This window comes from Sulfitobacter sp. PM12 (genome assembly GCF_045586035.1).
Classification (GTDB): domain Bacteria; phylum Pseudomonadota; class Alphaproteobacteria; order Rhodobacterales; family Rhodobacteraceae; genus Sulfitobacter; species Sulfitobacter pontiacus.
This window is the reverse complement of the sequence record NZ_CP151529.1, coordinates 217,566-229,522: the sequence shown is the minus strand read 5'-3', so window position 1 is coordinate 229,522 and position 11,957 is coordinate 217,566. Positions and strand designations below refer to the sequence as shown.

Below are 11,957 nucleotides of genomic sequence, written 5' to 3'. Positions count from 1 at the left end.
TTTTGCGTCCTCGGGGTTATATCAGTTAGATGTAAGTGTATCGTGTGAACAGGAAATGGCAAAAGCAATGAGTGGACAAAAAACCGTGACCCCGACAGCAGAAAGCCTTGCCGCGTCTGTTTCCGCCGCCAAAACACGCGGATTGCCGCCGGTTGAAAAGTGGAACCCCCCGTTTTGCGGCGATCTGGACATGGAGATCAAACGCGACGGCACGTGGTTCTACCAAGGCACCCCCATCGGACGCATCGGGCTGGTAAAGCTGTTCGCATCGATTCTGATCCGCGAAGAAGATGATTATTTCCTTGTGACGCCGGTTGAAAAGGTCGGCATCAAGGTCGAGGACGCCCCCTTTGTCGCCATCGATTTCGAGGCCGAAGGCAGTGGCACCGACCAGAAGCTGACCTTCCAGACAAACCTGGAAGACATCGCCGTCGCAGGCCCCGAACTGCCTATCCGAGTTGAGCGCGACCCAGAAGATGGTGAACCCGCGCCCTACGTCCGTGTCCGCCGCAACCTGGAGGCGCTGATCGACCGCAAAAGCTTTTACCGACTGGTCGAGCTTGGCGTGCATCACGAAGGCTGGTTCGGCGTATGGTCGGGCGGCAGCTTCTTTGGTATTATCCCCTCGGACGAACTGCCCGATTGATCCTGCCTGCCACAGCGCGACGATAGCGGCCCGAACCGGATGATCCTTCATGAAGCCAGCCGCGAACCTTACTCTGTTGTGGCCCGAGCTGCCCTATCTTGACCGTTTTGCCGCCGCCGCAAAGGCGGGGTTTACCGCCGTAGAGGTGCTTTTCCCCTATGATCTGGCCGCCAAAGAGACGCTGCGCGCCTGTGTCGCCAACGGCTTGCAGCTGATCCTGATCAACGCCCCGCCGCCCAATTACACCGGCGGCGCACAGGGCTTTGCCGCGGTGCCCGAACTGGCGGCCCGTTTCCGCGCCGATATCCAGCGGTCGTTTCGATATGCCACCGCGCTCAAGGTCCGCTATCTGCATGTCATGGCGGGCAACGGGCAAGGCGCGCTGGCGCGGCAAACCTTCATCGACAATCTGATCTGGGCGGCTGATATCGCGCCCAAGGGGCTTACCCTGACGGTTGAGCCGCTGAACCCCGTCGCGATGCCGGGGTATTTCATGAACGACTACGCGCTTGCCGCCGATGTGCTGCGTGCTGTGAACCGGCCGAACGTCGGTTTGCAATATGACAGCTACCACGCCCAGATGATCCACGGCGACGCGGTGGCGGTGTTCGATCAATACAAAGATCTGATCCTACATGTGCAGCTTGGCGACGCGCCCGATCGCAGCGCGCCAGGGGCGGGTACAGTTGATTTCCCCGCGCTTTTCGCCGCCCTGCGCCGCGCGGGGTATCGCGGCTGGGTCAGTGGCGAATATATCCCCGGCCCACGGACCGAGGACAGCCTCGGCTGGACGACACTCAGCTAGCCGCAGCGGGTATTTCAGAGGCGATTAATGCGCCTCCGCCCAACTCGCCCCGACGCCTGCATCCACGTCGAGCTTCACGTCCAGTTTGACCACCGGATCGGCTGCATTCTCCATCACCTGGCGTGCGGCGGCGATCAGATCGTCCTCGGCCCCTTTCTCCACCTCGAACAGCAATTCATCGTGGACCTGCAACAACATGGTGGCGGGCAGATCCCTGATCGCGTCGGGCATGCGGATCATCGCGCGGCGGATCACATCGGCGGCGGTGCCCTGAATAGGCGCGTTGATGGCCGCCCGTTGGGCAAAACCGGCGCGGGGGCCCTTGGCGCTGATCTCGGGCGTGTGGATCTTGCGACCGAAGAGCGTCTGCACAAAGCCATGCTCTTTGGCGAAAGCCTTGGTGTCATTCATATAGGTACGGATGCCGGGGAAACGTTCGAAATAGCGGTCGATGAACCCCTGTGCCTCGGCGCGCGGGATACGCAGGTTGCGCGCCAGACCGAAGCCCGAAATGCCATAGATCACGCCAAAGTTGATCGCCTTGGCCTGACGACGCACGTCCGAGGTCATCTCGTCCAGCGGCACGCCGAACATTTCCGAAGCGGTCAGCGCGTGAATGTCGATCCCGTCCTGAAACGCCTGCTTAAGCTCGGGGATATTGGCGATATGCGCCAGAATCCGCAGCTCGATCTGGGAATAGTCAAGCGCGACCAGCGCCTTGCCCGGCTCTGCGACAAAGGCCTCGCGGATGCGCCGCCCTTCTTCGGACCGGATCGGGATGTTTTGTAGGTTCGGATCGGTCGAGGCCAGCCGCCCGGTCGACGCCCCCGCGATGGAATAGGACGTATGCACACGGCCTGTGTCGGGGTTGATGTGATCCTGCAGCGCGTCGGTATAGGTCGATTTCAGCTTGGACAGCTGCCGCCAGTCCAGCACCCGCGCCGGCAGATCATGTTCTGTCGCGAGGTCCTCAAGCACATCGGCACCGGTGGCATAGGCCCCCGTCTTGCCTTTCTTGCCGCCTTCCAGCCCCATCTCGTCGAACAGGATTTCCCCCAGCTGCTTGGGAGAGCCGACGTTGAATTTGCGCCCGGCGAGCTCATAGATCTCGTCCTCAAGCCCCGCCATCTTCTGGGCAAAGGCGTTGGACATCCGGCTCAGCGTATCGCGGTCCACCTTCACGCCAGAGCGTTCCATAGCCGCCAAAACAGGCACAAGCGGGCGTTCAAGCGTTTCATAAACCTTCGTCACCCCGACGCGGTGAAGTTGGGGTTTGAACAATTGCCACAAACGCAGAGTGATATCGGCATCCTCGGCGGCATATTTCACCGCATCGGCGAGCGGCACCTTATCAAAGGTGATGGCCGATTTGCCTGTCCCCAGCAGCGGCTTGATCGGGATCGGTGTATGCGACAGATAGCGTTCAGACAGCGTGTCCATGCCGTGGCCGTGCAGCCCGGCGTGCATCGCGTAGGACAGCAGCATCGTGTCGTCGATGGGCGCGACGTTGATCCCCAGCTGAGCGAAAATCTTGCTGTCGTATTTCATGTTCTGCCCGATCTTGAGGATCGAGGGATCCTCCAGCATCGGGGTCAGCAGGCGCAGCGCCTCTTCGGTAGGGATCTGCCCCTCGGCCAGATCATCACTCCCGAACAGATCGTCGCTGCCGCGCGCCTTGTGGATGAGCGGGATGTAGCAGGCCTTGCCCGGTTCGACACAGAGCGAAACGCCGACAAGCTGCGCGACCATATCGTCCAGCCCGGTGGTCTCTGTATCGACGGCGACATAGCCGAATTCATAGATACGGTCGATCCAGGCCTGTAGCGCGGCTGTGTCACTGACGTGTTCATAGAGCTCTGCGTCAAAGGGCACATCCGCCGCGGCCGGGGCATCGGCGGCGACCGGTGCCTCGGCGATGGTGGGGGCCTCTTTCCCCAGCACCTCGGCCACACGTTTGGACAGGGTGCGAAACTCCATCTCGGCCAGAAAGCCCAGCAGTTGATCTGCATCAGGGTCGCGCACCTCAAGATCGTCAAGGGTGAAGTCCAGCGGCGTGTTTTCGTCCAGCTTGACCAGATCACGGGACAGGCGGATCTGGTCGGCATGGTCGATCAGGGTCTGGCGCCGCTTGGGCTGCTTGATCTCGCCCGCGCGCTCCAGCAGCGCATCGAGATCACCATATTCGTTGATCAGCAAAGCGGCCGTCTTGATCCCGATCCCGGGTGCCCCGGGGACGTTATCGACAGAGTCGCCCGCCAGCGCCTGCACATCCACCACACGGTCGGGATAGACGCCGAATTTCTCGAACACACCGTCGCGGTCAATGCTCTTGTTTTTCATCGCATCCAGCATTTCAACACCGCCGCCGACCAGCTGCATCAGATCCTTGTCCGAACTGATGATGGTGCAGCGCCCGCCCGCGGCCCGTGCCTGCACGGCGAGCGTGGCAATGATGTCGTCCGCCTCGAAACCTTCCTTTTCCTTGCAAGCGATGTTGAAGGCTTCGGTGGCGGTACGGGTCAGCGGGATCTGCGGTCGCAGGTCTTCGGGCATGGCCTCGCGGTTGGCCTTGTATTTGTCATACATGTCATTGCGGAAGGTATGGCTGCCCTTGTCAAAGATCACGGCCACATGGGTCGGTGCATCCGGCCCTGTGTTGCCTTCGACATAGCGGTGCAACATGTTGCAAAAACCCGCCACCGCACCAATCGGCAGCCCGTCCGACTTGCGCGTCAGCGGTGGCAGCGCGTGATAGGCGCGGAAAATAAACGCCGACCCGTCGATCAGATGCAGATGGTGACCTTTGCCAAATGTGCCGGACATGTCGGTGCTCCTCTTTCAGACAAGCTTTCTTGTGCCACGAAGCCGGCAAACTCTCCAGCGGCCAATTGCCCGCGACCGGCTTCATTTTGCCAAATAAACTCCCCGCGGAGCGTCCCTGCCTAGCGGGGCTCGCTTTGGTAAAGGCGCCAGGAGAGGCTCACTGACAAGGGTAGTGGCGTCCAGCGTCCGAACCGCAGCCCTGCCGCGCGGAGTTGGTCGCCGATCCAGACGTTGCAGGTGCGCAGGATGCTAAAGCGTCCCTTGGCGGCAAAGAATCCATCGGTGGCGGTATACCCATCCACATCGACACGTTGGGGCAGCCCGTCAGGGCCGAGGTCAAGCGCCGACCAGACATTCGCGACCAGCCTGCGGTACGCGCCTTCGGTCATCGTCACGGTCCGGCGTTTGGCGGTCGGGGCGATGGGGCCAATGACATCAATCCGCAGCACCGCGTCATCGCCGATAATCCCGCGCCAGACATTGCCGGGTTTCAATTCGCGATAGGTGGGGGTTTCCGTATAAAACTTGCGCGCCCCCCATCCGATGACAAGCCACCGCGCATCGGGGTGCGATAGCGGCAGACCCCGCGTCTCGAGCGCGGCAAACCGCGGGCCCGAGATATCATCAATCGGGATCAGCAGATCATAGTGGATGGGTCCGTGGACCAGCAGCACCTCGCGCGTTGGCACCGCGCGCGGTTCATCAGAGGCAGGAGCGGCCCAGAGGGCACCGATCACTGCGGCAAGCACAAAGCACGCGGGCAAAAGCGCAAGCGCGCCCAGCCATCGTAACGCTTTGGTCAGACCTTGCCCTCAAACTCGGCGTGGATGAACTTGCAGTCGCAGTACCCACATTCGACCCAGCCCTTGTCTTGCGGGATTTGCAGCCAGACGCGCGGGTGCCCCAAGGCGCCTTCGCTGCCGTCACAGGCGACGCGCCAGGTGTTCACAATGCGGGTTTCCGGTGCTTGGGATGTCATGCTGTCGTCCTTGGCTTTGATGCGCCCATCTTATGACCAAACCGCGCAGGCAGGGCAAGGGTGCGCCGTGTGATTTGGCCGCCCTCTGCTTACAAGTTTGTAAACTGCGTTGAATTAGGTTCACCATCGGCGACAGAGCCGCTAAAAGACGGAAAACCACTGTAAACCTGCGGAGCGGTCTCAGGATGAACACCCCAAAACCTGTCGTATTGTGCATTCTGGATGGGTGGGGCCTGCGCGATGACCCTCAAGGCAACGCGCCCCTTCTGGCAAAGACCCCGCATGTCGACCGGATCATGCAAAGCTGCCCTTCAGCGACGCTGACCACCTTCGGGCCTGATGTGGGTCTGCCACAGGGGCAGATGGGCAACTCCGAGGTGGGGCATACCAATATCGGGGCTGGTCGTGTCGTCGCGATGGATCTGGGCCAGATCGATCTTGCGATCGAGGAAGGCGCGTTTGCCACCCATCAACCGTTGCTGGACTTTGCCGAGACGCTGAAACAGACCGGCGGCACGGCGCATGTGATGGGGCTTGTCTCTGATGGCGGGGTGCATGGGCACCTGACGCATATGATTGCCGCGGTGCGTGCGCTGCGGGCGCAGGGTATTCCGGTGGTGATCCATGCGCTGACCGACGGGCGCGATGTCGCGCCGCGCTCGGCCTTGGGCTATTTCGAGACGCTGCAAGCCGCCTTGCCCGACGGGGCGAGCATCGCGACCGTCTCGGGGCGTTATTACGCGATGGACCGTGACAACCGCTGGGACCGCGTTGCCAAAGCCTATGAGGCGATCGTGCAGGGCAAGGGCAGTGCCGCCCCAACCGCCCGCGATGCGGTGAATGATGCCTATGGTCTGGACGAAAACGATGAATTTATCACGCCCACGGTGCTGGAGGGCTACACCGGCGTGCAGGACGGGGATGGGATCTTCTGCCTGAATTTCCGCGCTGATCGCGCGCGCGAAATCATGTCGGCGCTTGCGGATCCGGAGTTTGACGCCTTCGACACAGGTGCGCGGCCTACGTGGTCTGCGGTGATGGGCATGGCGGAATACTCCGACGCGCATGGGGCGTTCATGACCACTATGTACCCCAAGCCCGAGATCGTGAACACGCTTGGCGCATGGGTCGCACAGCACGGCCTGCGGCAGTTCCGCTTGGCCGAGACAGAGAAATACCCGCATGTGACGTTCTTTCTGAACGGGGGCGAGGAAACACCCACAACGGGCGAGGACCGCTATATGCCCAAGTCGCCGAATGTGGCGACCTATGATTTGCAGCCAGAGATGTCTTGCGCGGAAGTCACCGACCGTTTCGTGCAAGCGATCAAGGACCGCTACGACCTGATTGTCGTGAATTACGCGAACCCCGATATGGTGGGGCATACCGGTGATCTTGATGCGGCCATCGCGGCCTGCGAGGCGGTGGATACCGGCCTTGGGCGCGTGCTTGAGGCGCTTGAGGATGTCGGCGGCGCGATGATCGTCACCGCGGACCACGGTAATTGCGAAACGATGATTGACCCCGAAACCGGCGGTGCGCATACGGCGCATACGCTCAACCCCGTGCCCGTGGCGGTTGTCGGCGGGCCCGATGGGGCCAGCCTGCGCAGCGGTCGTCTGGCCGATCTGGCACCGACAGTGTTGCAGTTGATGGGGCTGGATCAACCGGCCGAGATGACGGGAAAGTCGCTGCTCGAATGATCCGCCTTTGCGCCCTTGCCCTGATGTTCTGGCCCGTCGGCGTTTTTGCGCAGACCGAGGCAGCAGAACAGGCGCGCCGCGCGATGGCCGACCTTGAAGCGGCCTCTGCCCAGTTGGACGCCGCAGATGGGGCGCGGGACCGCGTGCAGGCGCTGACCCAGACGATTCAGGCGTTTGAAACCGGCCTTGGGGCCATGCGCGAGGGGCTGCGTCAGGCGGCCATCAACGAGGCGCAGCTGAGCAAAAAGCTACAAGCCCGCGATGGCGAGGTCGCGCAGTTGCTGGGCGTGTTGCAAAGCATCGGCGGTATCCCGTCGCCCACCTTGTTCCTGCATCCTGAAGGGCCCGTCGGCACGGCACGCGCGGGTATGTTGCTGGCAGAGCTGACACCGGCCCTGAACACCCGCGCCGATGTCTTGCGGCAGGATCTTGAAGACGTGCAGACCCTGCGGGCGCTTCAGACCGATGCGGCACAGCGCTTGCAGGACGGGCTGACGGAAATCCAGCGCGCCCGGACAGAGCTTAATCAGGCGATGGCCAACCGGACTGATCTGCCCAAACGCTTCAACGAAGACCCGGTGCGCACCGCGATCCTGATCTCGACCTCCGAGACGCTATCGGGGTTCGCCAGCGGCCTCTCCGAGATGACCTCGGACCCGATTGCGGATGCGCCCGCCGATTTCGAAGGGCGGAAGGGCGACCTGACCTTGCCGGTACAGGGCGTGATCCTGCGCCGCGCCAATGAAACCGATGCGGCGGGGGTCACGCGCCCCGGTATTATCCTCGCGACCCGCCCGCGTGCCATCGTGACATCGCCCACGGCGGCGACAATCCGCTACACCGGCCCGCTGCTGGACCTTGGAAACGTGGTCATTCTTGAACCTCGGGCCGGGGCGTTGTTTGTATTGGCAGGGCTGGATGTGGTTTATGGCGAGGCAGGACAGGTGATCGGGGCAGAGACGCCGATTGGCCTTATGGGCGGTCCGGCCGGCGTAAATCAACAGGCGCTGTCACCAAATGGTGATGGGGCTGGCGTGGAGCGTTCAGAAACGCTCTATATAGAAGTAAGAGAGAACAATGTTCCGCAGGACCCGTCAGACTGGTTCCGAACTGATAAGGATGGATAAACGATGAAGAAGTTCGTGATGGCTGCCGTGGGCGGTACGCTGGCAGGGGTAATTGCCACGACGCAGATTGCGGGCCCCTTGCTGGCACAGGAAACTGAAAAGAACAGCAACGTTTATGAACAGCTTGATCTGTTCGGCGACATCTTTGAACGCATCCGTGCGCAATACGTCGAAGAGGTCGACACCGAAGAGCTGGTAGAGGCCGCGATCAACGGCATGCTTACCTCGCTTGATCCACACTCCAGCTACCTGTCGCCGAAAGACGCGCTGAAGATGCGCGACCAGACCCGTGGCGAATTCGGCGGTCTCGGCATCGAGGTGACGCAGGAAGAGGGTTTCGTCAAAGTCGTTTCCCCGATTGATGGTACGCCTGCCTCTGAAGCGGGTATCGAAGCGGGCGATTTCATCACCCATGTGGACGGCGAAAGCCTGCTGGGGCTGACGTTGGATGACGCGGTCGAGCTGATGCGCGGGCCGGTGGGATCAGAGATCGAGATCACCGTGGTGCGAGAAGGCGAGACCGAACCCTTCGACGTGTCGCTGGTGCGCGATACCATCCAGCTGACGGCGGTGCGCGCCCGTACCGAAGGCGACGCAGTTGTGCTGCGGGTCACCACCTTTAACGAACAGACCTACCCCAAGCTGAAAGAGGGTCTGGAAGAGCAGGTCGAGGCCGCCGGCGGCATTGAGAATGTCAGCGGCTTTGTCGTGGATCTGCGCAACAACCCCGGTGGTCTGCTGAATCAGGCTATCGCCGTGTCGGATGCTTTCCTTGAAGAAGGCGAGATCGTCAGCACCCGTGGCCGTGATGCCGCGGATGGCGACCGCACCAACGCCACCCCCGGCGATCTGGCCGAAGGCAAGCCGATTGTGGTGCTGATCAACGGCGGCTCTGCCTCGGCTTCCGAGATCGTTGCCGGTGCCTTGCAAGACCACCGTCGCGCGATTGTCGTCGGGACCAAAAGCTTTGGCAAAGGGTCGGTGCAGACGATCATGCCGCTACGCGGTGAAGGGGCGATGCGCCTGACCACAGCGCGGTACTACACGCCGTCGGGCCGCTCCATTCAGGCACTTGGCGTGTCCCCCGACATCATCGTCGCCCAGCCACCGGCACAGCCTGCGGACACCGAGGAAGAGGATGCAACAGCACGCCCCCTGCGGTCCGAAGCAGACCTGCGCGGCAGCCTGAACAACGACAGCCTGACCGACGATCAGGTCGACCAGATCATGGAAGACCGCGCCAAGGCCGAAAAAGCCGCGTCCTTGCGGGAAGAGGATTACCAGCTGGCCTATGCCATCGACATCCTCAAGGGTCTGTCCGCATTGGGCCCGAAGAAGTAAGCGCGGCGATCACGCCTTCGCATCAAAGACCGGTCCGCAGATAGGCGGGCCGGTCTTTTTTGTTGGGCCAAGGGCGGGTGTTCAGCCCAGATAGACCTTGCCTTCGGGGTAGCGCACGCGGGGCACCGATTGCGTCGCCAGAAAGAACCCGATGGTCAGCGGGCCGACGCGGCCCAGAAACATCATCAGCATGATCATCGCGCGGCCGGTGCTATCAAGCTCTGCCGTGGCACCGCGCGACAGGCCGACGGTGCCAAAGGCCGATGTTGCCTCGAACGCGAGGTCGATGAACTCTCCGTCATGTTTGATCGACATGATGAAGATGCCCGTCAGGACCAGAAGGATGCTGATTGTGGTCAGCGCCATGACCTTGAACACTTCATCCGGCCCCATCGACCGACCAAAGGCATGTAGGCTGGTGCTGCGACGGAAGAAGGCCACGGTGGCGAGGATCAGCACGATAAGCGTGGTCACCTTGATGCCGCCCGCCGTCGACGTGCTGCCGCCGCCGACCAGCATCAGCGTCATGGTCATCAAGGCAGTACTCTCGTGGACCTCTGCGTAATCAAGCGTATTAAAGCCCGCTGTCCGTGGGGTGACGGCCTGAAACCAACTGGCCCAAAGCTTGCTGCCAAGGCTGCCGAACTGGCCCAAGGTCGCGGGGTTGCGCCATTCCAGTGCTGCAAACAGCGCCCAAGCCAGCAGGATCAGCACCACCGTGCCCGTAAGCATCAGCTTGCTGTGCAGGCTGAGCCGTCGCCAGCTGCGTTTTTCCCAGATATCGGCCAGCACGATGAACCCGATGCCGCCGATGATGAACAGGGCGGGGATCACAACGTTGATAATCGGATCGCTGACCCAGTTGCTTAGGCTGTCGGGGAACAGCGCGAACCCCGCATTGTTGAATGCAGAAATGCTTAGGAACACGGAATGCCAAAGCCCCTGCGCCAGACCGAATTCGGGCACGAAGACAAAGGCCATCAAGGCAGCGCCGATAAGCTCTGCCAGAATGGCGATCTTCAGGATCGCCATCACCAGCGAGGTCAGATTGTAGATGCTCGGCTGGTTCAGGTCCTCGCGCAGGATAATCCGCTGCGGCATCCCCAAAGGGATACCAAGCGCGGAGAGCACCAGAACGGCAAAGGTCATCAACCCCAAGCCGCCCATCTGGATCAGAAGTGCGATGACCGCCTGCCCGAAACCGGTAAAGGCGGTGCCAGTATCGACCACCGCCAGCCCCGTCACCGTAACAGCAGAGGTAGAGGTGAACAGCGCGTCCGACAGGGTGATCCCCGCAGTATTCGCCAGCGGAGTCCACAGGATCAATCCGCCCAGAACCACCATCGTCAGATAGATCAACACAAGCACGGCGGGCGGGGGCAGAAGCCGCCACGCGCTTTTCTGTGACTTTGAAAAGAGCTTCAAAGGCTTGCCGCAAAGCTGCGCAGGTCGGTGCGCTGCCCGAGCAGGATCAACAGATCGTCCCGTTGCAACGTGCAGTCCAGCCCGTCGCGCCCGATATATTCGGTGCCCCGCATCACGCCCAGACAGCGCAGGTCGAACTTCTTGCCGTATGACAACGTCTCGAGCGATTTGCCTTCAAGCGCTTCGGGGATGCGGAAGTTGACCACGTGGTACCCGTTCCCGAGGCTGACATAGTCGCGCACCAAGGGATTGTGGATCACCTGCGCGATATGCTGGCCGACTTCGACTTCGGGGTGGATCACGCGGTCGACACCCAGTTTCGACAAGATGCGGTGGTGCGTTTTTGTCTTGGCCTTGGCCCAGATCGTCTCGACGCCAAGCAGTTTCAGGTTGATGGCCGACAGGATGCTTGATTCAAGATCACTGCCCATGGCGACCAGCGCCATCGAACAGTCGCCCAACCCGGCCTCGCGCAGGGCGGCATCATCGCGGGCGTCCACGATCACGGCTTGGCTCAGCTTTTCGACATGGTTGCTGACGCGCTGGTCGTTCAGGTCCACGCCGATCACGTAGTTGCCAAAACGCTGCAACTCGGTTGCGACCGTAGAGCCAAAGTTGCCAAGGCCGATCACGCCGATAGTCCGTCTTTTCACTGCCATCACGAGGGTCCTCTGAAGGGCTCAGTCTTGCCAAGGGATACATCGCGTCACAGGGGCAAGCAAGCAAGCGCCGTCAGGTCGTTTCGACGCAGTGCCGCCGGAACGCACGTTTCAGCATATCAAGCTCGGCGCGCAGCAAATCCACCTCGGCGCGCAAATCGGGGCCGGTGACCTCGTCCCCGATCAGGGTGATGCTGGCCAATGTCGAGCCAGACGCGCGGTCGACCACCAGCAATGTATGCAGCCCATCGGCGATTGCGGCTGCGGGCACAGGGATGCTGAGCACCCAGTGATCCGAGGACGCGTCGTGTTCCAACTGCACCCCCGCGACATCGGCATCGCCGTGGGTGACCGCAAGATCGGGTTTGCTATCGTCCGCGCCGGTCACGATCCCTTGCCATGTGCCATCGCGCATCTGGGTTTTGGTGAGGGTCAGGTTGCTCATGCGG

11 protein-coding genes are annotated in these 11,957 nt (G+C 61.6%); 5 read left to right on the top strand and 6 right to left on the bottom strand.

Features of this window, described 5'->3' with window-relative positions; translation table 11 throughout:
* Window positions 1-67 precede the first annotated feature (67 nt).
* A complete protein-coding gene (locus AADW22_RS01080) occupies window positions 68-646 on the top strand; it encodes a DUF1285 domain-containing protein (RefSeq protein ID WP_407474075.1) in 579 nt (192 codons plus the stop codon).
* Between the two features lie 49 nt (window positions 647-695).
* Window positions 696-1,451 (top strand): hydroxypyruvate isomerase family protein, encoded by a 756-nt coding sequence (locus tag AADW22_RS01075; protein ID WP_407474074.1) that lies wholly within the window; start codon window positions 696-698, stop codon window positions 1,449-1,451.
* 24 nt (window positions 1,452-1,475) lie between these two features.
* On the opposite strand, the gene polA is transcribed toward AADW22_RS01075, so the two are convergent.
* From polA to AADW22_RS01060, 3 genes are all read right to left on the bottom strand, one after another.
* A complete protein-coding gene (polA, locus tag AADW22_RS01070; RefSeq protein ID WP_407474073.1) occupies window positions 1,476-4,274 on the bottom strand; it encodes a DNA polymerase I in 2,799 nt (932 codons plus the stop codon).
* A gap of 119 nt (window positions 4,275-4,393) precedes the next feature.
* Window positions 4,394-5,023 (bottom strand): TIGR02117 family protein, encoded by a 630-nt coding sequence (locus tag AADW22_RS01065; protein WP_407474072.1) that lies wholly within the window; start codon window positions 5,021-5,023, stop codon window positions 4,394-4,396.
* 50 nt (window positions 5,024-5,073) lie between these two features.
* Window positions 5,074-5,253 carry a zinc-finger domain-containing protein gene (locus AADW22_RS01060; protein WP_005850479.1) on the bottom strand — a complete coding sequence of 60 codons (180 nt, stop codon included), beginning with the start codon at window positions 5,251-5,253 and terminating at the stop codon, window positions 5,074-5,076.
* 185 nt (window positions 5,254-5,438) lie between these two features.
* Here AADW22_RS01060 and gpmI point away from each other — a divergent pair, with 185 nt between their 5' ends.
* From gpmI to AADW22_RS01045, 3 genes are read left to right on the top strand one after another with little or no spacing between them, the layout of a single operon-like run.
* Window positions 5,439-6,956 (top strand): 2,3-bisphosphoglycerate-independent phosphoglycerate mutase, encoded by a 1,518-nt coding sequence (gene gpmI / locus AADW22_RS01055; RefSeq protein WP_340245003.1) that lies wholly within the window; start codon window positions 5,439-5,441, stop codon window positions 6,954-6,956.
* The gene (locus AADW22_RS01050; protein ID WP_407474071.1) at window positions 6,953-8,083 is read left to right on the top strand and encodes a murein hydrolase activator EnvC family protein; all 1,131 of its coding nucleotides are present in this window, start codon (window positions 6,953-6,955) and stop codon (window positions 8,081-8,083) included. The genes gpmI and AADW22_RS01050 overlap by 4 nt, the downstream gene beginning before the upstream one ends.
* 3 nt (window positions 8,084-8,086) lie before the next feature.
* Entirely contained in the window at window positions 8,087-9,424 is a 1,338-nt protein-coding gene (locus AADW22_RS01045) for a S41 family peptidase (RefSeq protein WP_037942619.1), read from the top strand.
* Window positions 9,425-9,505: 81 nt separating this feature from the next.
* Here the strand turns inward: AADW22_RS01045 and AADW22_RS01040 are convergent, their stop codons facing one another.
* The 3 genes from AADW22_RS01040 to AADW22_RS01030 all read right to left on the bottom strand — a co-directional run bounded on the left by AADW22_RS01040 (window position 9,506) and on the right by AADW22_RS01030 (window position 11,953).
* Window positions 9,506-10,768, bottom strand: coding sequence for a TrkH family potassium uptake protein (locus AADW22_RS01040; RefSeq protein ID WP_407474564.1), 1,263 nt, complete (start codon window positions 10,766-10,768; stop codon window positions 9,506-9,508).
* Window positions 10,769-10,845: 77 nt separating this feature from the next.
* Window positions 10,846-11,508, bottom strand: a complete 663-nt coding sequence (locus tag AADW22_RS01035; RefSeq protein ID WP_005850470.1) for a TrkA family potassium uptake protein — start codon at window positions 11,506-11,508, stop codon at window positions 10,846-10,848.
* Between the two features lie 73 nt (window positions 11,509-11,581).
* Window positions 11,582-11,953, bottom strand: a complete 372-nt coding sequence (locus AADW22_RS01030; RefSeq protein ID WP_407474070.1) for a hypothetical protein — start codon at window positions 11,951-11,953, stop codon at window positions 11,582-11,584.
* Between the last annotated feature and the right edge of the window lie 4 nt (window positions 11,954-11,957).